Origin of the sequence: Streptomyces luteolus (assembly GCF_029968015.1) — a bacterium.
GTDB lineage: Bacteria > Actinomycetota > Actinomycetes > Streptomycetales > Streptomycetaceae > Streptomyces > Streptomyces luteolus.
Genome location: NZ_JASCIS010000064.1, coordinates 1 through 23,490, shown reverse-complemented (window position 1 = coordinate 23,490; position 23,490 = coordinate 1). Strand labels below are relative to the sequence as shown.

The following is a 23,490-nucleotide window of genomic DNA, read 5'->3' as shown; positions in this document are numbered from 1 at the left end:
CTGCGCTTGAGGCTCGCGAACGCCTTCTTCCAGGCGCGTCCAACACCAGCGCCGAGGCCGTGAGTTCGGGCCCGCGTACGCCCGGTCAGTTCACGAGGCGGCGTCGTCGTCCTCCGCGGGTTCTTCGTCGAAGTGGATGGTGCCGTCCTCGTCGAGGCGCGGGTGGAGCACAGCGGGTGCGTGGTCGCCGCTGCTGTCGGACGGGCGTGGGCCTTCCGGTCCGTCGGGGCCCCAGCGCAGCAGGCGGCGCGCGCGGCAGATCCGGGAGGTCCTCCCCTGGACGACGACCTCGTTGAGGTGTTCGGTGCGCAGGCGGTCCGCCGCTTCGGCGAACACCGCCAGTTCGCCCGCCGCGGGATCGGTGCTCTCGGCCAGGAGGGTGCGCGCATCGACGCTGACTCCGTCGATCGTCTCCGCGTGCTGGGGAATCAGTCCCTGTTCGCGGGGCCTCCACCAGACCAGGTCGAAGTCCAGGAGCCGACGCGCATCGTGGGCCGTGGCCATCAGGCCACCGCCGGGCGTCCAGGGCTCGTCGCCGGACCGCTCCACGATCCGGAACGCCACGGGCATCAGCAGGACATCAGGATGGCTCTCCACAGCATGCGCGGATTCGGCCAGCACATCAGCTGGGAATCTGGCGCCGGTGTAGGCGAGAGTGCGCAGGGACAGACGTTCCACGGCCGCGAGGGGGGACAAGGGCGCGTCCGGGTCCAGCAGCAGGCCGTCGTCGACCTTCGCGTGACGACTCCGGCGGCTCCAGTCGGGGGTGAGCGGCTCCGGGTCGGTGGCGCGTGGCATCTCGGTGCCGCCGTGCGCGTCCATGGCCATGTACTCCTCAGCCCTTACGACGCGATAGCGGGTGCCCAGCACGGTGAGGTCGTCGACGGGCTCGGTCTCCAGGCGAGTGACCGCGTCCAGCAGCGCGCGCCGCTCCACCCGGTTCTTGGCCTCGTCCTTCGCCCGGAACCAGAGCCGGCTGTTCAACGAGTCGCGAGCCTGCTGCGGGTAGCCGTGCATGACCTCGACCACCACCCGCCAACACGCCCCGTCGCCCGCGCCCTGCGCGGCCACCCCGAACAACGGGCCCCTCACCGCCAGACGATCACCGCGCACCGCCGCGTCGCGCGCATCGGCCTCAACCGCGGCCTCCACCGGCTCCACCGGAACCCTCACCGTCACCGGCCGCACACCCGGCCCCACACCCTCATGCTTCATACCTCCCATCCTGGCCACAACCACCCACCCACATCACCGATTTGCCAGATCGCCCGCCCGAACCGCTGCCTTTCCATGTGCAGGATGCAGGCGGCTTCGTTCACTTTCACTCAATGACTGGGACGTATCTACTGGCCTCCATGTCCAGTCGGCGTCGTTCGGCCGGCCGGAGCCCGTTGACGTTGTCCCAGTGGCTCAAGGTCATTTCGTCCTCTTGCCACTCGATGTAGTTCGCGGCGTTCAGGGTCACGGCGAAGAAGCGCCACGTATTACGGGGTCGCCAGCCGCTTGCTGCCTCGATCGACGCGGCGGTCGCTTCGCGTTGCGTTTCGTCCACGTCGATGACGTGGCCGCGGAGCTTGGCCTCGGGCTCGGGGCTGGCGGGATGGGTCACCGGAGTCTGCAGAACCAGACGGGGGTCGCGATCAAGATCACGGGCCTTGTGTGATCCGGCGATCATGACGAGCATCAGCTGGTGCCGCACGAAATGAATCTCCACGGGGCTGATTCGAGGTGTTCCGTCCCGCCGGATCGTCCCGACCAGGACGAAACCGCAACGCTCAGCGGCCGCACGAGCTCGCCGGGCAAGGTCCGGTGCCACCTGCGCGAATCCGGCCCAATCCGTTCCGACATCGGGGTTCATGAGTGTTCCTCAGTGCATTGCTCGGGCCGGGCGGCGCTGGTCTTGGGTTGCTTGGTCTTCCGACCTGCGGGTTCGGGTTCAGGGAACTCGGGCAGAGCCGATCTCAGAGAGCGCCATCAGTTTTGAGCTGATAGCGCGCGGGTGTGGTGCCCACGTGGCGTGTGAAGTGTCGGTTCAGGTGGGCTTGGTCGTGGAAGCCCACGGTTGCGGCGACCTCGGCGGGGCGGTGGCCGGCGAGCAACAGTCGACGGGCGTGTTCGATGCGCTTGCCGGTGAGGTAGGCGTGTGGCGGCAGGCCGTATGTCTGCTTGAAGCAGCGGATCAGGTGGGTGGGGTGGGCATGCAGGGTGGCCGCTGCCTCGCGCAGTGAAAGGCCTTTGTGGGTACGGGAGTCCAGTAGTTGTCGCAGTTCAGTGGCGAGTCGGTTTGCCTCGCGGCCCGGTGTGCGGGGGTGGAGGGCAGCGAGGTGGACGTGGAGCCGTTCTCGTATGAACGACAGGCGGGACTCAGCCTCGAAACCGTCTCCGGCATGGACGAGCGCGGCATGCAGCTGGTCGATCCGGCGGCGCAGCAGTCCATCGTTGAGGACCGGAGTGTCCACTGCTCGGCCTGCCAGACGGTGAGGGAGTACGGAGGCGTCGAGGTAGAGGTTGCGCTTGCGGAACCCCGACGCGGTGACGGTCCGACCGTCATGGGGAACGCCGGGAGGCAGCAGGAGGACGCCGGCTCCACCGGCCGCCCCATGGCGGCGGCGGTCGAGCGCGAAGTCCACTGAGCCGTCGTCGAGGATCATCAGGTCCCACGTGTCGTGGGTGTGGGCCGGGTACGCGTGGTCGGTGAAGTGGGCGTGGAAGACCTCGGCGATCCCGGGGACCGAAGGCCTCCAGGCCCTGATGGACGTGCGGGGGCGGTCAGAGGCCATGCCAGGAACGTACAAGACCGGCGGAGCCGGGGCGCGGCAGGCTCGTCACACCGGCTTGGAGGGCCTGAGAGGTCGTCGCTCCCGACGGCCGGCCCGAGGAAGGATTCCGTATGTCCCAGTCAGCTGTGCCCGTCAACCTCGCCGAGAGGCTCGCGCAGTTCAGCGAGCTGTGGTCGCAGAAGACAGTGGCTGTGCTCAACGACTACGAGGTCAAACTGGCCAAACTGAAGGGGGAGTTCGTCTGGCACACCCACGAGGACACCGACGAATTGATCCTGGTCATCAGCGGACGGCTCACCATCCAGCTCAGGGATGGCGACGTGGTACTGGAACCCGGTGAGCTGTTCGTAGTTCCCCGCGGGGTCGAACACTGCACCGTGGCAGACGAGGAGACCGCGATCCTGTTGCTCGAACCGGCGGGAACCCTCAACACCGGTGACGCAGGCGGGTCGATGACCAAGGCGGCCGAGATCCTCGGCGGTAGCCCGTGACCGGGTCTACTTCGGCAGGGGCATGAGCCCGGAGTCGGCGTAGAACCGCGACGCGAACGAGTGCTGCTGCGCCCGCGTTCCGCCGGCAGCTCGCCGGGGTGCCGTGGAGTCAGGTGCCGGGCGGTCGCACCGGCAGGCGGGCTCGTACCTGCCAGCCGCCTGTGTCCCTCGGTCCGGCGTCCAGGCGGCCGGCCATGGCGGCGGCCCTCTCGCGCATACCGTCCAGGCCGAAGCCCCCGCCGCGTGCGCGAGGGGGAAGGGCTGCGGCACGGTGGCCGTCGTTGACCACCGTCAGTTCAATTCCGTTGACCTGCTCATGGAGGCAGACGCGTACGAGGTCGGCATCGGCGGCGTGTTTGCGGATGTTGGTCAGTGCCTCGCGGACGATGCGGTGGATGCCCGCACGGACGTCGGCAGGCAGGCGCGCTTCGAGGCCGGGGGCCGGTTGCGTACGTCGAGTTTGGTCTGGATGTGGGCGAGGTGGGCTTTGACGGTCGACACGGAGAGGAAGAGGTCTTGGGCTATCTCCGCGTTGGTGCGACCTCGGGCCAGGCGACGGACGACGTCCAATTCCCGCGGGGTGAGCGGTTCGGCCGGCTGGGGTGCGGCCTTGAGGGCGCCCGGCCGATGTGTCATCTGTTCGAGCAGGCGCACCGTGATGGCGGGGGAGATCAGCGAGTCACCGGCATTCGCTGCCCGCACCGCCTCCACGAGCAGGGCGGGACTGGCGTCCTTGAGGAGGAAGCCGGAGACGCCTCGTGAAGCGCGGTGCGGACACACTCCTCGTCGTTGAACGTGGTGATGATGACCACCTTCGGCGGGGCCCCGTCGGTGTCCGTCTGCGGCTCTGTCCGACGCAGCCGACGGTTGACTTCCAGCCCGTCCATGCCGGGCATGCGGATGTCCAGGAGCATGACGTCGGGGTTGAGGGAGCGGGCGGCGTGCAGGGCCTGTTCACCGTCTGCGACGTCGGCGAGCACGTCGATGCCGGGTGTCGCCTCAAGGATCATTCGGAATCCTTGGCGGACCATCTCCTGGTCGTCCGCGATGACCACTGTGATCGCCATCGGCTCCCACTTCCGGCAGGTGTCCGGCAGCTCGTCCGTGGGCTGCGCGGTGCTCCAGCGGTTTCAGCGACAGGTCAGGGGCGGCCTGGGCGTCGCAGAACCGGAGCGGCGTTGCTCCCCCAGTGCCACCCGAGCCCGGCGCCGACCAGGAGCGGGACGTGCTCTTCGTGTCGGGGTTTCTTCCGTCGTCGACGATCGCTGGTGGTCCTTCAGCGCCGCGACCGCCGCAACCGCCGCAACCGCCGCAACCGCCGCGACCGCCGCAAGCAACCCGGTCTGCGCCCATGCTTGAGGAGGTCAGGGCCGCCCGAGCGCGGAGCGCGGGCGTGTCGCAGGGCTCGTCCGAACGGCTGACCTGGTGATGTGATCGACTTCGCGTCGCTCGGTTGAGACCGAGGACTCAGTGGGCTGTCACTGTGAGGTTCCCGCTCGCGCCCCGAGATGGTTGGGGCAGCATGCCCAGGGTCTGGCCTGTTGAGCGCTTGGCGCCCTTTCGGGCGATCTCGCCGACGATGTTGGCGGCCGGCTGGATCTGCTCGCGCGGTGTGGTGGGTGAGGCGTCGAGAGGGTGGTGAAGTTCGGCGGTGTCGGTGAACGCTGCCGCCGTCGGCATGGCGACGGCGGCCAGCGCTGCGATGACGATCGCCAGTGCCCGCAGGCGCACGCGGGTCGGCATGATCGATTCCTTACCTCCACTCTGCGTGCTCAGGCGCCCGGCTGCGGGGCCGGGGCGACGCTGCCTTCAGGCGCCTGGGCGGCGTCCGGCTGCTGCACGTCGGGCCTCTGGTCCCCCTGGTCCGGCGTCACGTCATCCGTGTTGTCCGGTACCGCCCGTGCATCCCTGCCGGCGTCGTCCATCCAGGACTTGAGCCGGCCGCTGGGCTCCAGCACCTCGCGCATCCCGTTGTGGTTGCCGTAGGCGGCCCTGCCGTTGGCGTCCAGGGAGCCGACCTTGCCCCCGGAGCCGAAGATGTCGGCCTGGAAGTGATTGGTGCTCAGCTGGTAGACCTTCGCCGTGGTGCCAACGACCAGCGTGGGCGAGGCGATCAGGACCCGCTTCGGCTTCGGGGTGGGCTTGGGAGCGGGCTTGGCCTTGGCCTGCGCGACGGACTCGACACTGAGGGCCGTGGGCACCGCCCCATGGGAGGCGGTGGCGGCCATGGCCCCGGAAGCAGCTCCGACACTGATGCCGACGGTGGCGATCGCGGCGACGACGGTGGTACGCAGGGCGCGGGACTTACGCATGATGGGGTGCCTTTCGAGATGGTTTCCGGTGGCTGTTCCGCTTCATCGCGGCGACATCCACAAAGCTACGAAGCCGACATCAAGAGCACCCGTAAAGCGCGTAACGGTTATATCGCATATTCACCACGGAATTGTGTCCGGTCGAACCCGTCAGGAAAAGCATCCGGATCCGGGACCAGAACAGCCAAGAAACCCGCAGCAATTGACGCTGCGGGTTTCTTGGCTGTTCTGACTCTTACGGCCGTGACAACGCTCTAGGCCGCCGAAGTAGTGGTCGCCGCGCCGCCACTTCACAACCTTGCCTCACGACCCGGACCGGCCGCTTCCTCCTCTGCGCCTTCTTCTTGCCCTGGGCGACACTGGCCACCTGGTCGGAGTCGGCGACGACGACACCGGTACGCGCAGTGAGCCGAGACAGAGTAGAACGCATGTTGTCTCCCTTTCAGGCACCCCTAAGGAATTCACCACAAAGGGGCGTCTCAGTGGTAATCACTCGGACCGTTCCCCCCGTTCCCCGTTCCCCTTCGGGCCGACTGAAATTTACCAATCCAGGAAACGCGACGCGCTCAGACTTCATCCTTATGGCCACAGTGGACATTGACTGAAAGTACGATGCCCGGTGCCCCTACGTGCTGCACACGTTGCCACGCTGTATCAGCGCGTATGCGACCCGCAAGGTGCAGTACGCCCTGGCCGTCGCCGCCCCGATGCTGGCGGCCGTCGACTTCGGCTAGGACTTGGCCGGGCGATCATTTCGGGGCTCGGCGATTTCGGGCTCAGGGGTGGCCTGTCACTCACCTCTGCTCGGTGATCATCTTGAGCATGGCCTGGGCTGTGTTGTTTTCGGAGTCGATTCCGTGGACCTCCGTGCCGTCAAAAGTGACTGCCTCGGCGCTGCGGGCGAAAAGGGCCTGATCGTACTCGGTGAGCGCGGCCTCGATGTCGTCGGGATTCGCGGCGAGGGCCTCGCCGAGTTCGGCGCCGTCGAGCATGGCCAGGTTGGCGCCTTCACCGTTTGGGGCCGCGAGGTGGGCGGCGTCGCCGAGTAGCGTCACCCCCGGCCCTCGGTCCCACCGGTGCTCGGTCGGCAAGGCGAAGTGGGGGCGCAGAACAGGCGTGATATCGGCGTGCGTGATCAGCGCGGTGAGCTCCGGTGCCCAGCCGTCGAACTCCTGCGCAATCCGCGTGGCCGCGGTGGAGGCATCGGTGAAGTCGATGGCGGCGAACCAGTCCTGCGGCCTGGACAATGCCACGTAGGCGTGCAGCGTGTCACCGCTTTCCCGGTGAGCGAAGATCTCCTTGCCCGGCGAGGGCGCGATCACCGACCCGCCTCCAACCACCTTCGCCGTCCGGGTGTGCCGGGTGTCGGCGTCGTACAGGTAGGTCTCGACGAACGACGTCCCGGCGTACGCGGGTGTGGCGTCGGAGAGCAGCGGCCGGATCCGCGACCAGGCGCCGTCCGCGCCGACCAGCAGGCTGGCGACGACGGTGCCGCCGTCGGCGAACGTCACCTCATGACGGCCCTCGCCGAGCGCTCGGGTGTCAGTGACCTGGTGCCCCCACCGGACGGTGTCGGCCGGGAGCGAGTCGAGCAGGATTCGTCGCAGTTCCCCGCGCTGCACCTCGGGACGTCCGCCCGTGCCGTCCTCGGCCATCTCGTACAGAACGGTCCCGTCCTGCTCGACAAGCCGCAGTGTCTGGCGGCCCTCGATGACGATGGCGTGGAACTCGTCCATCAGTCCGGCCGCCTTGAGGGCGAACTGCCCGTTGTAGTCATGGATGTCGAGCATCCCGCCCTGCGTGCGCGCCGACGGGGAGGACTCGGCCTCGTAGACTGCGACCGGGATTCCGTGGAGGTGCAGGACGCGGGCCAGCGTGAGTCCGCCGAGTCCGGCGCCGATGATCGTGACGGGCGTGTGCATGCCGACTCCCTCGGGATCAGGACCGCCCAGTGCTCTCCGGCGGCCGTCTCACGGAAAGGTGCCAGGCCCCGCCGACAAGCCGCCGGCATCGGTCCGACAGCCCCCGATAACTTGCCGACGCCCACCCGGAACGGCGTTCGCTCGGCGTCCGGATCTCGGGTACTAGGCAGGCCCCGGTGCTCTCCAGACCGTGCCGCGTGCCTCGTACTCCAGCATGCCTTCCAGGCCGAGCCTGGCCTCGATGCCCAGTTCGCGCTGCGTCAGCCAGAGGGCGAGGTCCAGGCCTGACGTGACTCCCCCGGCGGTGACCAGGTCGCCGTCATCGACGACACGGGCGTTCTTCAGGCGTCCGCCCTGTTGTTCGAGGTCATGCCGTGCCCGGTGGTGGGTGGTGCAGGGCCGGCCGTGTGTCAGGCCGGCGGCGGAAAGCAACATCACGCCGGTGCACAGGGCGCTGATCGTGAGCCCCGGCCGGTGCGCCCGCGCCAGCGCCCGGGGCAGCGCTTCTCGGCGTATCTCGGCCCATACTCCGGGGGCCTCGCGGCGGGCGTATCCGCCACCGGGGACCACGAGGAGGTCGGCCTGCTCCGGCGCCCACGGGTGCTCGACGCGCAGGGCGGTGCCGTAGGCGGCGGTGACGGTGCGGGGGCCGTCGACGGCGACGTAGCGCACGTCGACCGACCGGTCGGTGAAGTGGGACGCAGCGGCGAACACCTCGTAGGGGGCGGCCAGGTCGAGCTCCTCCACGCCGTCGAAGAGTACGACGTGCACCCGGAGGGAATCGTCGTCGTCGCGTCGGGAAGGGGCCGCGACCGCGCTGTCGGTGGCGGCACCGGACGCCAGACTGGCGGCTCCGAGCGCGGTCGCGCTGCGCAGAAGGGTGCGTCGCTTCAAGGTCGTCTCGTTTCTCTGGGCATGTGACAGGTACCAGGTGGCTGGAGGGGGTGGGTGTGGGTGAGGGGGAGGGGGAGGGGGAGGGTGAGGGGGAGCGGAGCTTGAGCGTTCGTCAGGCGACGTTCACGGTGCCCCGGCGTTCGTACTCCAGGACCTTCTCGGCATGGACGGCCAGATCCGCGCCGAAGTAGCGCTCGAGCAGCCAGATGCCGAGGTCGATGCCCGACGTGACGCCGCCGCAGGTGACGAGGTCGCCGTCGTCGACGACCCGGCCGCCGACCACGCGCCCGCCCTGCCGGCGCAGATCGTCCAGGGCGATGTGGTGGGTGGTGCAACGGCGCCTGTCGGTCAGTCCGGCGGCGGCCAGGAGCATGGTGCCCGTGCACACCGCGCCGAGGACGAGCCCCTTCCTGGGAGCGGAGGCCAGGGCGCGGGGCAGGACGCCGCGCCGGATCTCCCGGTCGAGCCCGGAGCCGTCGCCGTAGCCCGCGCCGGGCACGATGATCACGTCGGCGGAGCGGGGCGACCAGGTGTCCCGGCACCGAATCTCCATACCGGCGGCCGTCCTCACCCGCCGGCCCCCCTCGACGTGGACGAAGGACTGCGCGACGAGGTCCTCCCCCGCGATGCCCAGCACCTCGATGTGACCGGCGAAGTCCTGCTCCTCCACGCCGTCGTAGAGCACGGTGTGGACACGCATGGGGCGCCGGGGGGCGGTCGCGGTGGGGGCGGGCGGGGCGGCGTCCCCGGGCTGAGTGGGCATAGGTCTCTCCGTGCGGAAGTGGCAGCGCGGTGTCGGCGGCCGGTGGGAAGCGAGAACGCCCTTGAGTCTTCCGGCAGTTGGGGATCGACGACACCGGCACGCGTGCCCATGGTGCGCAAGATCGGGCCAGCCCCCGAGGCCCACTCCCCCACGGCCGCTCCCCCCACGGCCGGTCCCCCGAGGCCCGGTCCACGGCTCACATACGGAAGGTGGACCGGTAGGCGGACGGCGTGGTTCCGACCTGTCGCGAGAAGTGGTGGCGCAGCGCCTCGACGGAGCCGAACCCGGTCTCCTCGGCCACCCTCGTCAGCGGCAGCGCCGTCGTCTCCAGGAGCTCCCTGGCACGCTGCACGCGCTGGACGAGGAGCCAGCGCAAGGGTGTTGTACCGGTCTGGGCCCGGAAATGCCGGGACAGACTGCGGCGGCTGATCATCGCGTGGGCGGCGATGTCGGCGACGCTGAGCGGCTCGTTCAGCTTGCCGCGCATCCACGCCAAGGTGTCGCCGAGGTCGGCGGAGTCGTCCTCGGGCGCCCGGTAGTCGATGTACTGGGCCTGGCCGCCTGCTCGTTGGGGCGGCATCACCAGCATGCGTGCGACGTCGGCGGCCACCGCGGCGCCGTGGTCGCGGCGGACCATGTGCAGGCACAGGTCGAGGCCGGCGGCGATTCCGGCGGAGGTGAGCACCTGGCCCTCGTCGACGTAGAGCACGGACGGATCGACGCGAGCACCGGGAAACCGCTCCGCCAGCAGATCGGCGAACCGCCAGTGGGTGGTGGCGCGCCGCCCCTCAAGGAGTCCGGCATGACCGAGTACGAAGGCACCGGTGCAGATGGAGGCGATGCGGGCCCCGCCGGCCGCCGCCTCCCGCAGCACTCGGACGGCGCGCGGATGCGGGACGCGGTCGTGCGGGATGCCGGGCACGAGGACGGTGTCGGCGTCCAGGGCGTCTTCCCAGCCGTAGGAGGAGGAGATCCGGAACGGTTCCGCCGGGCCGGCCGTCGTCGGCAGTGCCCGGTCGACGCAGACGCGCAGTTCGTAGGCGGGTGCGTCGCCGTCGCCGGGGGTGAGCGCGAAGACCTGGCACGGAATGGCCAGATCGAAGGCCGACACCCCGTCGAGTGCGAGAACCGCGATCACCCGCATGCCGCCGGAGCCTACGCCATGCCCTCCGGCCGCCACTCACGGGGCGGAAAGCGGCGAGGACCGGCGCGACGCGCCCGTCCCGGCAGTTACCTGTTGGGCCCCGCAGTTACTCGTTGGGCCCGGCGGTTACTTGTTGGGCCCCGCAGTTACTCGTTGGGCCCGGCTGTTACTCGTTGGGCTGCAGTTACTCGTTGGGACGGTCAGTGGGCGGTCCAGCCACCGTCGAGGACGAGGTTCGCGCCGGTCATGTACGAGGACTGGTCCGAGGCCAGGAACAGCGCGGCGTCGGCGGCCTCTTCGGGGGTGCCCAGCCTGCCGAGGAGGGTGCGCTCCTCGAATTGCCGACGGCGCTTGTCGGGGTCGCCGGTCGAGTCCAGGGCTGTCTGCAGAAGGTCGGTGAGGATCACGCCGGGGCTGAGGGTGTTCACCCGGATCCCGTCGGCGGCGTGGTCGACGGCGAGCGCGCGGCTCAACTGCAGTACACCGGCCTTGGAGGCGGAGTAGGCGGCCACTGCTTCCGATCCGACCAGGGCCAGCTCGGACGCGACGTTCACGATGACCCCGCCGCCCGCCCTGCGCATGGCGGGCAGCGCATGTTTGGCGCAGAGGAACACGCCCTTGAGGTTGACGTCCATGAGCCAGTCCCATTCCTCGACCGTGGTGTCCTCCACGCGCTTGGCGAACTCCACCCCAGCGTTGTTGACCAGTACGTCGAGCCGCCCGAATCGCTCTACGGTCCGGTGCATCAGGGCGACCACGTCGTCCTCGTCGCTCACGTCGCAACGCACCGCGAACGCCGACCCGCCCTCGTCCGCGATGAGTTGGACGGTCTCCGCCAGCGGCGGCTCCTTGTCGCCGGCCACGACGACTTGGGCCCCTGCGGCCGCCATACGCCGTGCCATGGCACGTCCAAGCCCGCTTCCCGCACCGGACACCACCACACAGCGGCCCTCCATGGACATGCTCTGCTCCTCTCTCTTCGTCAACCTCGTCACTTCGTCAACCTCGTCACTTCGACAACCTCGTCACTTCGACAACCTCGACAACCTCATTCGAGGTTCCCGACTTGTTCGTCGACGACATCCGCGCGTTCTTCGGAACACTCCGCGCCGACTGAGGCAGCATCCACCATGGCCACGATTCGTCCGAAGATCAGCGACCGGCAGCGCCGCGCCATGCTGGTCCATCGTCACCTGCTCGCACCGTCCGCCCGCGCGACATCGGTGGAGCAGGTGGCCGATGCCCTGGTGGCGCTGCATGCCACCGAACCGGCCACGGTGTTCCTCTCCGTGGCCGCGCGGATGACCGGAGCAACGCCGCAGGCAGTGGAACAGGCGTTGTACGAGGACCAGAGCCTGGTGCGGATGCTGTGCATGCGACGCACGGTGTTCGTGGTGCCGAAAGCCCTGGCGTCGGTGGTGGAGGCGTCCACCGCCCGCACCGTCGCGGCCCGCGAACGCGGCGCCCTGGCCAAGGTGCTGGCCGACCAGCTCGGGCACGACGCGGCGTGGCTGCAAGCCGTCGAACGCGACCTCATCACCGCCTTGGCCGACCTCGGTGAGGCCGACGCCACCCAGATCGCCGACGCGGTCCCACAGCTCAAAGAGCGGATCACGTTCTCGCCGGGCAAGCCGTACGAGACCCGGGCCCGGATCAGCAACAAGGTGCTCACCGTGATGGCCGCCGAAGGCCGTATCCGCCGCGGCCGCCCCCAGGGCACGTGGGCATCGGCCAAGTTCCGCTGGACTCTGGCGGAACCCCACGCCCAAGTGCCCGCCGACCACGCGCGAATCGTGCTCGCCACCTGCTATCTGACGGCGTTCGGCCCGGTCACCCTCGACGACATCAAGTGGTGGACCGGCTGGAACCTCACGCACACCCTCAACGCGTTGGCAGGCACCGGCGCCGTAGAAGTCGACCTCGGGCACGCCACCGGCTACGTCCTGCCCGACGACCCCGTCCTCGGGCCACCCGACCGGGCGGACAGCGGACCGGCAGTGTCCCTGCTGCCCTCGTTGGACCCCACCGCGATGGGCTGGCGCGATCGCGACTGGTACCTCGACCCCGCCCACGTCCCCGAACTCTTCGACCGCAACGGCAACATCTGCCCGACCCTGTGGTGCGACGGCCGCATCATCGGCGGCTGGGGCCAGCACGAGGACGGCCGCATCGTCACGCACCTCCTCACCACCGAAACGGACCGGCGTGTCCGCACAGCCATCGCGGCCGAGGCCGCACGGCTCACCGAATTCCTCGGCGAGGTCCGGATCCGCCCCCGGCTGCGCACCCCGCTCGTACGCCGCCTGAGCGGCTAGCCTGCGGCAGCCCGCGCCGCTGCCGCGCTGCGCGACTACGCCGCCTCACTCGCACGCGCCCCGCATCCCCTCGTCCTTCTCGAACTCCCTCGCATGGGGCCCTGCACCGGGCGGAACAGCCCGCCGAAGCACGGGACTTCGCGCGCACTTCCGGGAAGCCCAGCGCCGCAACCCCGGCTTCGCGAGCCCGGGGACCGCCTGAAGAGAGCGGGTGGGGCCGTCCCGGCGACGACCAGTACGTGTGACGTGGTCGATCATGGGTGGATGACTGGCTTCTACCATGTGTGTTTCGTGGTCCCGGACATCGAGCGGGCGATGGACGACCTGCGTCGTGCGGCCGGGGTCGAGTGGAGTGCCCCCGCGTCCGACCGGCTCGGTGAGTGGGACTACCGCATCGTCTTCACCACAGGCGGGCCGCCCTTCATCGAACTCATTGAAGGGCCGTCCGACAGCCCCTGGGACGCGTCCAAGGGAGCAAGGTTCGATCACGTCGGCTTCTGGACCAGCGATGTGCGGCAGGGTTCGCGGCGACTGGAGGACGAGGGCATGCCCCTGGACTTCTCCGGCTGTCCCTACGGCCGGCCGTTCGCCTATCACCGGATGGACAGCGTCGGCGCCCGCGTCGAACTCGTCGACTTCGCCCGGCAGGCCGACTTCCTCGACAGGTGGCATCCGGACGGGAAACCGATGCCCTCCATCGACGAGACCTCCACCGGCTGATGCATCGGGTGTCAGGCCGTGGAGAACTTGGCAACGTACTCGTCGAAGGGCTCGATGCCGACTTCCGCACGGAGTTCGTCCATGCGCTCGGGCTCTTCACAGGGCCACGGGACCGGGGTCCCGTCCTTCACGCCGGCGATCTGAGTGCCGTAGATCTGCTCTCGGCCGTCGGCCAGCCGTACTCGTCCATGATCTCGCCGAGCCGGTCACCGTGCCGGGCGGTCAGCCGCCGCCACGCCAGCTGCTCGGCGGGGTCATCGCTGTTCGCGCGGACCGTGGACCGGTGATCGGCCGCAGCCATGTCCGTGAGTTCCACCGCCAGCGCGGCAATGTCGTGCGCCACTCTCAACTCCCTGGTCAGATCGGTGCTTTGGATCCGGCCGCAAGCCTAGAGGCGCAAAGGGGAAGTAAAGATCATTCCGGGGAACGGTGACAGACACCTGCGCGCGCAAGGACAATGGATCCACCCCCGAAGATGGCCCGGTCGGCTGTGCGTGCCGTGACTACCTGACGGAGTGCCACCCGGGCGGTTGGCCATGGGCCATGCGCCGCCCCAGGATCCCGTCATGAACCCTGGTCGAAGTAGCGCGGCCGTGAGAGCCGAGCAGAGCCTGAGGGCCTCGTCCGCGCGGACTGCATGGGCGATGGCCCCGATCTGCCCGCCGCGGAATGCTCGGCCTCTTCCCCCGCCGGACGGTCGTGTCGTACGGCGTCGCAGGAACCGTGCGGCTGAGGGTGCGCGATGCGGCCGCACCACCGGCTTCGCGGTGGTGCGCCGCGGCCCTGAAGCCGACGCGCGGGACTGAGTACGTCCGCCAACGCGACCCTCCACCCTCAGAGGGGATGGATATGCAGGTAGCTGACATCGGAAGCAAGGTGCGGTTTCACATCCTCGGGTCACTGGAGGTCCGTGCCGGTGCGGAGACCGTCCCGCTCGGGGGGTCCCTCCAGTCCTGTGTCCTTGCCGTGCTGCTGTTGGAGCAGGGGAGGGTGGTGCCGGTGCATCGCCTGGTGGCCGCGGTCTGGGACGAGAATCCACCGGATTCGGCGCTGCAGCAGGTGCGTAAGGCGATTTCGCTTCTTCGCCACCGGATTCCCGGCGGTAGACAACTGATCGTCACCGCGACCGGCGGCTACCGGATCCTGCTGGACGAGGACCAGTTGGATGCGACCCTCTTCTCGATCCGGCTGCGCCGCTCGCAGGAGGCGGAGGCGGAAGACCTGCCCGAGAACGCCGTCGCCGAGCTGCGTGCCGGGCTGGATCTCTGGCGGGGGCGCGTACTGGCCGGACTTGGCGGCGCCGTGCTGGCCGGTGCGGCTCTGTCGCTCGGTGAGAAGCGCTATCAAGCCGCCGAGCGCTGTTTCGAGTTGAGACTCCGGCTGGGTGAGACGTCGTCCCTGATAGGCGAGATTCGGGAGATGATCGACGAGGAACCGCTACGTGAACTTCTGCGGCGGCAGTTGATGCTGGCGCTGTACCGTTCGGGGCGCCAGGCCGAGGCGCTGGAGGAGTTCGCCGCGCTGCGCAAGCTCCTGGCGGACGAGCTGGGCATCGCCCCGGATCCGCGACTGGTCGCCCTGCATCAGGAAATCCTGCAGCAGAAGGGGGAGTTGGAGGCGCCGCTGAGGATACTGCCCCCGGCGACCCCGACGAACTCGACGACCCCAGCGACCCCGGTGACCCCGGTGACCCCGGTGACCCCGGTGACCCCGGTGACTCCAACGACCCCAGCGCCCCCGGTGCCGTCGCCGCTCGGCGCCGAGACTGCCCGCCCGAGCACGCTCCCCTACCACGTGCCCGATTTCGTCGGGCGGGAGGCGGAACTCGGGTATCTCGACGAGCTCGGCCGGGCCGCGGCCGCAGGTGGAACCCGGATCGTGGCGATCGACGGCATGGGCGGGGTCGGCAAGACCGAGTTGGCCTTGTACGCGGCTCACCGCATGGCGGAGCAGTTCGAGGACGGGCAGCTCTACCTCGACATGCGCGGCCATTCGGCTCATGCGGAACCGTTGGAACCGCGGACCGCTCTCGAACTGCTGTTGGGCGCCATGGGGGTGCCGGGCGAACGCATTCCGGCAGGGGAGGCCGGCCGGGTGGCCCTGTGGCGCACGGCCACGGCGGGCAAGCGGATTCTCCTGGTCCTGGACGACGCGGCCTACGCCGTGCAGGTACGCCCCTTGCTGCCCGGCTCCGCGAACTGTCTGGTCCTTGTCACCGGCCGCCGCGCGGTCGAACTGGCCGGGGCGTCCTGGCTGTCACTGGGCCCCCTTCCCGCGCGCGCTGCCACCGACCTGATGGTCGGGGTGCTGGGGCGGCATCGGGCCGAGGCCGAGCCCGATGCGCTAGTCGAGCTCGTCGAACTGTGCGGGTGCCTGCCGCTGGCACTGCGCATCGCGGCGGCCAGACTGTGCCGTCGGCCGCAGTGGAGCGTGCGGCACCTGGCCGGGTTGCTGCACGACGAGGGGCGGCGGATGCGGGAACTGCGTTCGGGCGAGCACAGCGTGGCGGACACCTTGGCCCTCTCGTACGACTCGATGGCCGTGGAGCACCGGACTGCCCTGCGGGCCCTGGGGGGACTTCCCGCGTCGACGCTGTCCCGCGACGGCATCGTGACGCTCCTTGGCACCGATGCGGAGCGGGCGGAGGACATCCTGGAACAGTTGGTGGACGCACAGCTGGTCCAGCAGTCAGGAGCCGACTGCTACTCGCTCCACGGACTGGTCCGCAGCTTCGTCCGGAGCTTGCCGGTGGAGGAGGCGGCGGCGTGACCGCGGCAGGCGAAGTCGTAGGCGAGCGCGAGGAGTTGCCAGACGGTGTCGGTCTCCTGCTCGTCTCTCGGCCCGAACAGCAGCAGCCCCGCGAGCGGCACCCGGACCGCCCACCCTGATCCGCACGCGGCGTCGTCCTCGTCCGGGGGCAGCCTGAGATGGATGCTGCCGTCGTAGGCGGGATGGATGTGTGCGAACTCGGTGCTCTCCAGGAACGCCTCAGTCGGACCGCGTGCCAGCTCAGCCGCGAGATGGTAGGCGCGGGAGCCGGGGCACGTGCGGGAGTCCCCGGGCCGCACTCCGCACAGGGCACGGGCCCGCTGGTCCAGCACGCGCCGGCCCCAGTATCCGGAAGCCGTCTGGGTGAGTTGCTGGGGAGGAGGCCCCCTCCATACGTACGGCGGATTGCCCGAGCGTTGCGGCAGTTGGATCGGCATGGCGGGACCCCTTCATCCCTTCGGCAGGGGCGGGTGCGGCTCAGCCACGGTGGCGCTCCCCGCCGATGCGGGCGGGGGTCTCCGCCAGGCGGAAACCCATGGCGTAGATGGGGCGGTGGTACCAGCCGTGGCGGCGCCGGGACCGTGCGAGATCTCCGTAGCGGGTGAAGCTTCCTCCGCGGGCCACCCGGTACCGCTCGCCCTCGGCGCGGATGAGATCGTCGCGTACGGCCGGACCGCCCGGATAGGGGCGGTAGTCGTCCGAGACGTACTCCTCGACGTTGCCCGCCATGTCGTCGACGCCGAACGGGCTCCGCCCGGCGGGGTAGATGCCGACCGGTGTGGTGGTCAGCGGGCCCGCCTCGACGGTATTGGCGCGGCCGGTGACCGGCTCGTCTCCCCAGGGATACTCCTGGCCGTCGGGCCCTGCCGCGGCGTACTCCCATTCCGCCTCGGTCGGCAGCCGGAAGCGCCGTCCCGTGCGGGCGGAGAGCCAGGCCGCGTACCGGTCGGCGTCCCGCGGGCTGACGGTCCACACCGGGTGGTTCGCCATCGCCGCCGGGTAGGCGCCGAACTGCCAGGAGGACGGCGGCGGAACGGCCGGATCGGCAAGCAGGAAGGTGCGGTACTCGGCGTTGGTCACCGGGTAGCGGGCGATCCGGAACGAGGCCAGTTCCACCTCGTGAACAGGGGTCTCCTTCGCGATCCACTCCCGGATCACGCCCACGCCGCTCCACTCGGCCACGATGTCCGCCACCCGGGCCTCGGGGAGCCCGAGCCGTACCCGGGCGGCGGGAATGTCGAGCATCACCGGGGACCAGGTGTCCGTCCGGGGATCACCGAGCAGGGCGAGCAGACTGCCGGCCGCGAGCCTGACGAGATGTCCGGCCGAGGGGTCTTCGGCGGTCCGGGCGAGTGCGGTCGGGTCCAGACGGTAGAGCCGGGCGCACTCGGCCGTGAACCGGTCCTGGTCGACGCGGTCGACGAACGCCTCGGGCAGGCCCATGGCCGCCCGCTCCGTCAGGTCGTTCGGGTTCACCGCGACAGCGGGCTCACTCATCGCGCCCCTCCCTGTCGGCCCGGACCGGGTACACCGAGCCGTCGTAGGAGCCGGCGAGGAAGCGGTCCGACTCGGGGGCGTAGTGCAGGCTGGAGATTCCCGCGGCTGTCGGCCTGCTGATGTGGGTCCAGGCCTGGGCGCGTGTGTCGTAGACGGCGACGGTGCCGGCGTAGGAGCCGGTGGCGACGAGGCGCCCGTCCGAGGAAGCGGCGACACACTTGATGGAGTGCTCGTGCGGCGTGGGCAGGGCCACGGCTCGGTCCTCCGTCCACAGACGCAGCAGAAGGTCGCGGCTGACGCTGGCAAACCGGCCGCCGGGCAGTGGCGCGCAGCCGTTCGCGATACGGGTGTGCGCCTCCTGCACGCGTCCGGTCTCCCGGAGGGTGGCGGTGTCGAACCAGCTCGCGGCGGTGTCCGCGCACACCGCGAAGATCGTGCCGTCGGAAACGGCAACCCCCTTCACCGCGTTGCTGTGCAGGGGAAGCGTGGCCACGTGGTCCAGGGCGGTCCCGTCCTCGGGTACGGCGAAGACCAGTCCTTCACCGGTGTAGGTGCCCACGACGACGTGCGGCACGCCGTCCCGCTCGAAGGAGGCCGCGCAGTTCAGCGGAGAGCGGTGGCGGTGGAGCACCTCCCCTGTCGCGGCGTCGAAGATCTGGCCGAGCTGGCCGCCGGCGAGCACCCGGTCACCCACTCCGACCAGGAAGTTGCACAGGCTGCCCAGCTCGGTCGCCGGGACCCCGTCGACCTGGGTGGTGCCCGCGTCGCCGACGGTGCGGATGCTGCCGTCGGCCAGGGTCGTGACGGCGTTCACGCCTCGGGTGCCTTCGACTCCGGTGAGATCCCAGGAGCGCGTGCTGGTGTCGTACGTCGCATACGTGGAACCGAAGGTCGCGAACACGAGGGTGTGGTCGTCCAGGAAGGCGCAGGACCGGGCCCAGATCTCTGCCGGGAACTCGGTGGTGTCCACAAGGCGCAGGCTCTCGGAGGTGTCCCAGATCTTCATCGAGCGGTCGTAGCTGAGGCTGACGAGGTTGCCGGTGGCCGGATGGTGGACGAGTCGTTTGATGCCCGCGTCGTGGGCGGGGAAGTGTGCGCTGTTTCCGTCTTCGACGTCTTCGATACGGATGATGGCGCCGTCGTCGTTCCCGGCGAACACGACACCGCTGCGGGTGATGGCGATGGTGTCGGTCTCGACTCCTTCGAGGTCGATGTCGGCGGTCATCTCTCCTGTGGCCAGCGACCAGCGTTTGATCGTCCCGTCGTCGCTGGAGGACAGGAGTTCATCGGTGTCCGGCAGCCACTCGACCGAGATCACATCCGCGGTGTGTCCTTCGAACCTGTGGTGCACGGTGCCGGTGAAGTCGTGGACCCTGACGATGTGATCGCGTGACGCGGTGGCGATGAGCTCCTGTTGGGGGTGGAAGACGGACATCTCCACGTCGTCCTTGTGGTCCGGGAGAACTGCCTTGAGCCTCATGTCGGGAAGGGACCAGAGGCGGGCGCTGTAGTCGCTGGACGAGGTGACGAGGAGGGTCCCGTCCGGGCTGAAGGAGACCTGGTTGGCGAGGTGGTCGTGCAGGGCGCGGGCCAGAGGGGTGTGCAGGGCGGCGTCCCAGAGGATGACCTGGTTGTCGTAGCCGGCGGTGGCCACATAGCGATTCTGGAATGCGGCGATTCCGCTGATCGGGCCTTGGTGCTTGATCACGCGACCTTCTCCTTCAGGCGGATGTCGTGTCCGGTCTTGTTGGCCTTGGCGCTGAGATACGCCTGGTTGTGCGGATTGTCGAAGACTCCGGTCCGTACGGTGCACCGCACGGTGATGCCGAGTCGGCCCAACTGCTCTGCCTTGTCGGGGTTGTTCGTGAGCAGGTCGATCTCGGTGTGCCCGAGTGCCCGCAGCATCTGCGCCGCCACCGTGTAGTCCCTCAGGTCGTCCGCGAGGCCGAGGGCGCGGTTCGCCTCGTAGGTGTCAAGGCCGCCCTCTTGGAGGCGGTACGCGTCGAGCTTGTTGTAGAGGCCGATGCCGCGGCCCTCCTGGCGCAGGTAGAGGATCAGGCCGCCGGATTCGTCGATCAGCCGGATCGCGTCGTGCAGCTGCGGTCCGCAGTCGCACCGTGCCGAACCGAAGACGTCGCCGGTGAGGCACTCCGAGTGCAGCCGGACCAGAGGCACACCGGCACCGGGATCTCCCAGCTGGACCGCCAGGTGCTCCCGACCGTCCGCCAGCCCGTCGAAGGTCAGCATCCGGGCCTCGACCAGCTGCCCGGCCCCGGCCTCCAGCGGCACCCGTACGCGGGCTCGCGGCGAGGCGTCTCCCAGGTGCGGCAGCGAGGAGGCGGGAGCGCTCAGCGGAAGGGGCGAACGCGTCGTGGGCGACGATCCGTTGGCACTTCGCATGGGGGTCCCTCTCTTGTATGTCTCTGTCCGTTGATGGCGGGGGCGGGCGGCGTCTGCCAGTGGTCGGCGAGGGAGAACGCGACGTCGGCTGACGCCCGGCACGGCGTCCACGCGGTGCTGTTCATCTCGAGGCGCACGAAGCTCGGGTGGGGTCGGGGTGCTCATGCCATGGCGGACGCCATGCGGTCGGGAGGGTGAACGGCGTTCGGGCTCCACTGTCTCCAGGTGTGCCACAGCCACAGCAGTCCGGTGAGCTGGAGTGCGCCCAGTATCAGGAAGGAGGCGGAGGCGCCCAGGGCGGTGGAGAGGGCGGGAATGATGAGCGGTGCGGCCAGCACGGGGATCCCGAGGGCGAGGTCGACGATGCCGCCGATCCGGCCGAGTGCGTCCGCCGGCACGAAGTGGAAGACCATGAGGTCGCTGGCGACCGCGAGTGCGGCCTGGAAACCGACCATGGCGACCATGGCCGCCACGAAGACGTGTACGGACCCGGAGGCCATGACCAGCAACGCGGTGCCCATGCCGATGGTTCCGGCGAGCACGATCGTACGGAACGGAAAGGTCTTGCGCTCCGCGACCAGGACGGTGCCGAGCACACCGGCGATCCGAACAGCCACCAGGATCAGTCCGACCGTCTGCGCGGAGAGCTTCCACTCGTCCTGGAGGCGGAACAGCGAGAGGGCCATGGTGCCGGTGGTGCCGACAAGCAGCATCGGGACGAACACCAGCATCGCGTGCAGCAGCACCGGCGTGGCCCGCAACGTCCGTACTCCGTCGGCGAGTTGACGCCCCATGCCCCCGCCGGAGGCCGGCGCCCGGAGCCGGGGCGGGTGAACGCCGATCAGCCAGACGACGATCGGGGCGAAGAAGGTGATCACGTTGAGCCAGAGCAGTCCGGCGTAACCGATCCACAGCAGCGCGGCGCTGACGAGCAGCGGGCCGATCACGTTGGTGATGGTGTAGAGGCTGCCCAGGCTGGCCCGGGAGCGCACCGGGTTGTCGGGAAACATGTGTGCCACACCGGTCATCCAGCCCGTCCGGTAGGCGGCGCCGCCTATCTGCACCAGAGCGCCGAAGACGAACAGCGGCCATACGGGAGCCTGGGGCGCAAGGCCGGTGAGGTTGAGGGCGACGGCGGCGGCCGCCTGCACCAGAAGCCCCGGAACGACCAGGACCCGCGCACCATGCCGGTCCACTATCGCGCCAAGCAGCGGCGCCAGCAGCAGGGTGGCCGGGGTGAGGACCGCGAGGAACGACATGACGGCCAGCGAACCGGTGCGCTCGTACACGAACAGGGGGAGGGCGACGGCGTAGACGGCCTCTCCGATGTTGTTGGCGACATTGCCGGCCGCGAAGATCCGGAAGCGGCGGTCGCGCCACGGCGAGGGCCGCCCCCCGTGAGGGGCGGCCGGCCCGTCGTCGGACCTGGTGTCCGCGGGGAGGCCCTGCGTGGTCACGGTGTTGTCTCCTGCCGGGGCAGCAGCAGGTCGCGGACGAAGGTCAGCGGTGCCTTGCTGCCGGCTCCACCGGTACGGAACAGGCGCAGCCAGCCGCCGCGACCGCCGGCCAGGAGGACATGCCCGTCACCGAAGGGGACGGCGGCGATCGCCTTGCCGAAGTCGGGAAGGTCCTCCACGAGGGCCAGAATCTCCTCCGACTCCCTTTCGTAGACGGCGAGTTGGGCTCCGTAGGAGACGGCGTAGACCCGGTCCTCGATGAAGGCGCCGTTCTCCACGGTGTTGTCCAGGAGCTCGATCCACCGGTGAGTGGCCTTTCGCTCCGAGAGCGCGATGCGCTTCACTCCCAGCTCGCCGGTGACGATCAGGGCGTCCTCGCCGTCGGCCCACATCCGCTTGGGGTACTCGGCGGTGTCGAGCTCCCACAGAACCTCCGGTCCGTGCGCGGCGAACACGGTGATCACACCGGCACTGGAGGCGACGGCGCGCCGGCCGTCCGGCAGGTAGCAGCCCGCCCAGGCGGAGGCGCGGCCGATGTCGATCCGGGCCACGATCTGTCCGGTGGCGGCGTCGAGTTCGTCCACGCCTTCGTTGTGGCAGGCCAGCAGCCGTGTGTGGTCCGAGGAGCCCGCCACGGTGTGCGGAAGGGACGCGAGACGGGTGCGCCACAGCACCTTGCCGTCGGCGTCCGACCGGAAGACCCACTGATCCCGGGTGACGCCCGCCCAGCCGCCGGGCAGCGGCACCACACGCCGGGTGAAGCCCATGCCATGGCCGTGGACGGCGTGCAGGTCGATGCGTGGCTCGCCACTGCCGTCCGCGACGACGGAGAGGACGGCCACGCCGTCGTCGGTGCCCGCGTACAGCTGGGCCGCCGCGCCGCCCACCGCGGGCTGGATGTCCCAGATGCTCTGCCGCCGGAACGGGGCGCGGGCGAGGACCTCGGTTCCGTCGGCGGACAGGCGGCGGATGTCGCCGTCCTGGGTGAGGGTGTAGAGGGTGCCGTCGTCGCCGACGGTGAAGTCGGTGAGCTGGTGGGAGAAGCCCGTGACGGACGAGGCGATGCTCAGCTCGGAGGTGCTGTTGTCAAGGAGGTGCAGCACGCCGTCGAAGCCGCCCACGTAGACGGTGCGGTGGTCGGGAGAGAAGGCGAGGAACTCCACGTCGTCGCGGGCAAGGAGCAGCCGGTCGGTGATCGCGCCCGTCTTGTCGAGGGTGACCACGCCGTTGGCGATGTTGTTGTCCTCGTCGACGCCGTCGTCCTGGGTGGCCCAGAAACGGTCGTGCAGCGGGTCGTACAGGATCCGGTGGATGTTGCCGCCGTCCGCCTGGACCACGGTGGGGAAGTCCAGCTTCTCCAAGTCCCCGAGGAAGACCCGGCCGGCCTTGTCGGAGGCGGCGTCGATACTCGGGTGGTCCTGGCAGAACCACTCCACGGGGACGTGGTCGGCGAAGCTGGGCACGATCCGGTCCACGGCGAAGGTCTCCAGGTCCAGGACGACCATCTGCCGGTAGCCGTTGTTGACGTACACCTTGCCGCGGTGGACCGTGATGCCGCGGCTCATCACCGGCGAGGGCTCCTCGCCTTCCATCAGCTCCGCGTGGTCGGCGGTGTGGTCGGAGTCGAGCACATCGACCAGATCGAGGGTGTCCAGGCGCCAGCGCAGCAGGGTGCCGCGCTTGTCCCGGCCCACCACCCAGTTTCCGGCGGCCGTCACGGTGTAGAGGGGGGCGTGGCCGGCCGCGACGGTGCCGGTCCGGGCGGGTGAGGACCGGACGAGGCGCAGGTCCTTGTCGAGCAGGTGGACACGGCCGGTGATGTCGGCTGCCAGCAGCCCGGCTCCCGGGACGTGCTCGATGCGCACGATGCGGTCAGACAGTTCCATGGTTCGGGCTCCTGGAGATGTGGCTGTGAGGTGCTCGGCGGGGATTGGCAAGGGGGGGGGGGGGGGGGGGGGGGCCCCCCCCCCCGGGGGGGGGGGGGGGGGGGGCGCGGGGTTGGGGGGGGGGGGGGGGGGGGGGGGGG

General features: G+C 69.7%; 23 protein-coding genes and 1 pseudogene. 4 read left to right on the top strand and 20 right to left on the bottom strand.

Annotation, left to right across the window (positions count from 1 at the left end):
• Positions 1-90: 90 nt before the first annotated feature.
• The 3 genes from QIT00_RS35785 to QIT00_RS35775 form a co-directional block, all read right to left on the bottom strand.
• Entirely contained in the window at positions 91-1,215 is a 1,125-nt protein-coding gene (locus QIT00_RS35785; protein ID WP_282539675.1) for a DUF5954 family protein, read from the bottom strand.
• A 106-nt stretch (positions 1,216-1,321) separates the two neighbouring features.
• Positions 1,322-1,858, bottom strand: a complete 537-nt coding sequence (locus tag QIT00_RS35780; protein WP_282539674.1) for a pyridoxamine 5'-phosphate oxidase family protein — start codon at positions 1,856-1,858, stop codon at positions 1,322-1,324.
• A 103-nt stretch (positions 1,859-1,961) separates the two neighbouring features.
• A complete protein-coding gene (locus QIT00_RS35775; protein ID WP_282539673.1) occupies positions 1,962-2,780 on the bottom strand; it encodes a helix-turn-helix transcriptional regulator in 819 nt (272 codons plus the stop codon).
• Positions 2,781-2,890: 110 nt separating this feature from the next.
• Here QIT00_RS35775 and QIT00_RS35770 point away from each other — a divergent pair, with 110 nt between their 5' ends.
• Positions 2,891-3,271 carry a cupin domain-containing protein gene (locus QIT00_RS35770; RefSeq protein WP_282539672.1) on the top strand — a complete coding sequence of 127 codons (381 nt, stop codon included), beginning with the start codon at positions 2,891-2,893 and terminating at the stop codon, positions 3,269-3,271.
• Between the two features lie 109 nt (positions 3,272-3,380).
• On the opposite strand, the gene QIT00_RS38830 is transcribed toward QIT00_RS35770, so the two are convergent.
• The 10 genes from QIT00_RS38830 to QIT00_RS35730 all read right to left on the bottom strand — a co-directional run bounded on the left by QIT00_RS38830 (position 3,381) and on the right by QIT00_RS35730 (position 11,268).
• Positions 3,381-3,635, bottom strand: coding sequence for an ATP-binding protein (locus tag QIT00_RS38830; RefSeq protein WP_349017235.1), 255 nt, complete (start codon positions 3,633-3,635; stop codon positions 3,381-3,383).
• A 5-nt stretch (positions 3,636-3,640) separates the two neighbouring features.
• Positions 3,641-3,973 (bottom strand): response regulator transcription factor, encoded by a 333-nt coding sequence (locus QIT00_RS38825; protein WP_349017233.1) that lies wholly within the window; start codon positions 3,971-3,973, stop codon positions 3,641-3,643.
• Positions 3,943-4,338 carry a response regulator gene (locus QIT00_RS38820; RefSeq protein WP_349017232.1) on the bottom strand — a complete coding sequence of 132 codons (396 nt, stop codon included), beginning with the start codon at positions 4,336-4,338 and terminating at the stop codon, positions 3,943-3,945. Before QIT00_RS38820 ends, QIT00_RS38825 begins: the two co-directional genes overlap by 31 nt.
• 400 nt (positions 4,339-4,738) lie before the next feature.
• Positions 4,739-5,014 (bottom strand): SipW-dependent-type signal peptide-containing protein, encoded by a 276-nt coding sequence (locus tag QIT00_RS35760; protein ID WP_282539671.1) that lies wholly within the window; start codon positions 5,012-5,014, stop codon positions 4,739-4,741.
• 29 nt (positions 5,015-5,043) lie between these two features.
• Positions 5,044-5,583, bottom strand: coding sequence for a hypothetical protein (locus QIT00_RS35755; RefSeq protein WP_282539670.1), 540 nt, complete (start codon positions 5,581-5,583; stop codon positions 5,044-5,046).
• Between the two features lie 794 nt (positions 5,584-6,377).
• The gene (locus QIT00_RS35750; protein ID WP_282539669.1) at positions 6,378-7,505 is read right to left on the bottom strand and encodes an FAD-dependent oxidoreductase; all 1,128 of its coding nucleotides are present in this window, start codon (positions 7,503-7,505) and stop codon (positions 6,378-6,380) included.
• A gap of 162 nt (positions 7,506-7,667) precedes the next feature.
• Positions 7,668-8,399: a DJ-1/PfpI family protein gene (locus QIT00_RS35745; protein WP_282539668.1), complete on the bottom strand. Its 732-nt coding sequence runs from the start codon at positions 8,397-8,399 to the stop codon at positions 7,668-7,670.
• A 112-nt stretch (positions 8,400-8,511) separates the two neighbouring features.
• Positions 8,512-9,162, bottom strand: a complete 651-nt coding sequence (locus QIT00_RS35740; RefSeq protein ID WP_282539667.1) for a DJ-1/PfpI family protein — start codon at positions 9,160-9,162, stop codon at positions 8,512-8,514.
• A gap of 196 nt (positions 9,163-9,358) precedes the next feature.
• Entirely contained in the window at positions 9,359-10,306 is a 948-nt protein-coding gene (locus tag QIT00_RS35735) for a GlxA family transcriptional regulator (RefSeq protein WP_282539666.1), read from the bottom strand.
• Positions 10,307-10,506: 200 nt separating this feature from the next.
• Positions 10,507-11,268 carry an SDR family NAD(P)-dependent oxidoreductase gene (locus tag QIT00_RS35730; protein ID WP_282539665.1) on the bottom strand — a complete coding sequence of 254 codons (762 nt, stop codon included), beginning with the start codon at positions 11,266-11,268 and terminating at the stop codon, positions 10,507-10,509.
• Between the two features lie 168 nt (positions 11,269-11,436).
• Here QIT00_RS35730 and QIT00_RS35725 point away from each other — a divergent pair, with 168 nt between their 5' ends.
• Both QIT00_RS35725 and QIT00_RS35720 read left to right on the top strand, forming a co-directional pair.
• Entirely contained in the window at positions 11,437-12,621 is a 1,185-nt protein-coding gene (locus QIT00_RS35725) for a winged helix DNA-binding domain-containing protein (RefSeq protein ID WP_282539664.1), read from the top strand.
• A gap of 264 nt (positions 12,622-12,885) precedes the next feature.
• On the top strand, positions 12,886-13,341 hold the full coding sequence (locus tag QIT00_RS35720; RefSeq protein ID WP_282539663.1) for a VOC family protein: 456 nt from the start codon (positions 12,886-12,888) through the stop codon (positions 13,339-13,341).
• Positions 13,342-13,352: 11 nt separating this feature from the next.
• On the opposite strand, the pseudogene QIT00_RS35715 reads toward QIT00_RS35720, so the two are convergent.
• Positions 13,353-13,684: pseudogene (locus tag QIT00_RS35715) on the bottom strand (hypothetical protein).
• 623 nt (positions 13,685-14,307) lie between these two features.
• Here QIT00_RS35715 and QIT00_RS35710 point away from each other — a divergent pair.
• Positions 14,308-16,110: an AfsR/SARP family transcriptional regulator gene (locus QIT00_RS35710; RefSeq protein ID WP_282539662.1), complete on the top strand. Its 1,803-nt coding sequence runs from the start codon at positions 14,308-14,310 to the stop codon at positions 16,108-16,110.
• Here the strand turns inward: QIT00_RS35710 and QIT00_RS35705 are convergent.
• From QIT00_RS35705 to QIT00_RS35680, 6 genes are all read right to left on the bottom strand, one after another.
• Positions 16,044-16,442, bottom strand: coding sequence for a luciferase domain-containing protein (locus tag QIT00_RS35705; protein WP_282539661.1), 399 nt, complete (start codon positions 16,440-16,442; stop codon positions 16,044-16,046). The genes QIT00_RS35710 and QIT00_RS35705 overlap by 67 nt on opposite strands.
• 145 nt (positions 16,443-16,587) lie before the next feature.
• Positions 16,588-17,607: a formylglycine-generating enzyme family protein gene (locus QIT00_RS35700; protein WP_282539660.1), complete on the bottom strand. Its 1,020-nt coding sequence runs from the start codon at positions 17,605-17,607 to the stop codon at positions 16,588-16,590.
• Positions 17,600-19,315: a WD40 repeat domain-containing protein gene (locus QIT00_RS35695; protein ID WP_282539659.1), complete on the bottom strand. Its 1,716-nt coding sequence runs from the start codon at positions 19,313-19,315 to the stop codon at positions 17,600-17,602. The genes QIT00_RS35700 and QIT00_RS35695 overlap by 8 nt, the downstream gene beginning before the upstream one ends.
• Complete coding sequence (locus QIT00_RS35690; protein ID WP_408909921.1) at positions 19,312-19,938, bottom strand: GTP cyclohydrolase II; 627 nt, start codon at positions 19,936-19,938, stop codon at positions 19,312-19,314. The genes QIT00_RS35695 and QIT00_RS35690 overlap by 4 nt, the downstream gene beginning before the upstream one ends.
• A 230-nt stretch (positions 19,939-20,168) precedes the next feature.
• Positions 20,169-21,464 (bottom strand): MFS transporter, encoded by a 1,296-nt coding sequence (locus QIT00_RS35685; RefSeq protein WP_282539657.1) that lies wholly within the window; start codon positions 21,462-21,464, stop codon positions 20,169-20,171.
• Positions 21,461-23,350 carry a WD40 repeat domain-containing protein gene (locus QIT00_RS35680; RefSeq protein WP_282539656.1) on the bottom strand — a complete coding sequence of 630 codons (1,890 nt, stop codon included), beginning with the start codon at positions 23,348-23,350 and terminating at the stop codon, positions 21,461-21,463. The genes QIT00_RS35685 and QIT00_RS35680 overlap by 4 nt, the downstream gene beginning before the upstream one ends.
• Positions 23,351-23,490: the final 140 nt, after the last annotated feature.

What these genes read in the sequence shown, in the direction of transcription:
- QIT00_RS35725 (WP_282539664.1), top strand. Translation starts at nt 11,437, where the DNA reads ATGGCCACGATTCGTCCGAAGATCAGCGACCGGCAGCGCCGCGCCATG.
- QIT00_RS35775 (WP_282539673.1), bottom strand. Translation starts at nt 2,780, where the DNA reads ATGGCCTCTGACCGCCCCCGCACGTCCATCAGGGCCTGGAGGCCTTCG.
- QIT00_RS35730 (WP_282539665.1), bottom strand. Translation starts at nt 11,268, where the DNA reads ATGTCCATGGAGGGCCGCTGTGTGGTGGTGTCCGGTGCGGGAAGCGGG.
- QIT00_RS35770 (WP_282539672.1), top strand. Translation starts at nt 2,891, where the DNA reads ATGTCCCAGTCAGCTGTGCCCGTCAACCTCGCCGAGAGGCTCGCGCAG.
- QIT00_RS35755 (WP_282539670.1), bottom strand. Translation starts at nt 5,583, where the DNA reads ATGCGTAAGTCCCGCGCCCTGCGTACCACCGTCGTCGCCGCGATCGCC.
- QIT00_RS35680 (WP_282539656.1), bottom strand. Translation starts at nt 23,350, where the DNA reads ATGGAACTGTCTGACCGCATCGTGCGCATCGAGCACGTCCCGGGAGCC.
- QIT00_RS35785 (WP_282539675.1), bottom strand. Translation starts at nt 1,215, where the DNA reads ATGAAGCATGAGGGTGTGGGGCCGGGTGTGCGGCCGGTGACGGTGAGG.
- QIT00_RS35760 (WP_282539671.1), bottom strand. Translation starts at nt 5,014, where the DNA reads ATGCCGACCCGCGTGCGCCTGCGGGCACTGGCGATCGTCATCGCAGCG.
- QIT00_RS35720 (WP_282539663.1), top strand. Translation starts at nt 12,886, where the DNA reads ATGACTGGCTTCTACCATGTGTGTTTCGTGGTCCCGGACATCGAGCGG.
- QIT00_RS35735 (WP_282539666.1), bottom strand. Translation starts at nt 10,306, where the DNA reads ATGCGGGTGATCGCGGTTCTCGCACTCGACGGGGTGTCGGCCTTCGAT.
- QIT00_RS35780 (WP_282539674.1), bottom strand. Translation starts at nt 1,858, where the DNA reads ATGAACCCCGATGTCGGAACGGATTGGGCCGGATTCGCGCAGGTGGCA.
- QIT00_RS35700 (WP_282539660.1), bottom strand. Translation starts at nt 17,607, where the DNA reads ATGAGTGAGCCCGCTGTCGCGGTGAACCCGAACGACCTGACGGAGCGG.
- QIT00_RS38820 (WP_349017232.1), bottom strand. Translation starts at nt 4,338, where the DNA reads ATGGCGATCACAGTGGTCATCGCGGACGACCAGGAGATGGTCCGCCAA.
- QIT00_RS35740 (WP_282539667.1), bottom strand. Translation starts at nt 9,162, where the DNA reads ATGCCCACTCAGCCCGGGGACGCCGCCCCGCCCGCCCCCACCGCGACC.
- QIT00_RS35750 (WP_282539669.1), bottom strand. Translation starts at nt 7,505, where the DNA reads ATGCACACGCCCGTCACGATCATCGGCGCCGGACTCGGCGGACTCACG.